This is a genomic window from Herbidospora sp. RD11066, from assembly GCF_054661255.1.
Window position 1 is genome coordinate 1 of the sequence record NZ_BAAGDO010000436.1, and the last position, 228, is coordinate 228.

Below are 228 nucleotides of genomic sequence, written 5' to 3' on the forward strand. Positions count from 1 at the left end.
GCGGCAGCGCCCGCAGTCTTTGCTTTGTCAATTTTGTCAGACTGGTTGCTGGCGGCGGATTGGGCTGCTCCAGCTACTAGTTTAGCACTTGACATGAGGTCACTTTTGGGTGTTTGGTCTGATTCAGTGTTTTTCTTGTCGTCGTCACCTCCGGTTACTGCGGAGGCGGCGGCCGACTTGAGGTTGCCGAGGAATGAGCTCATGTTTGTGTTTGGTTGGAAATTTTCG

Annotated in this window: 1 protein-coding gene; it reads right to left on the reverse strand. The window is 52.6% G+C overall.

Annotated elements, in window-relative coordinates:
* Window positions 1-203: hypothetical protein (locus ACYQ78_RS40260; protein WP_459806265.1), on the reverse strand; the 203-nt coding region annotated here is incomplete at its 3' end.
* Between the last annotated feature and the right edge of the window lie 25 nt (window positions 204-228).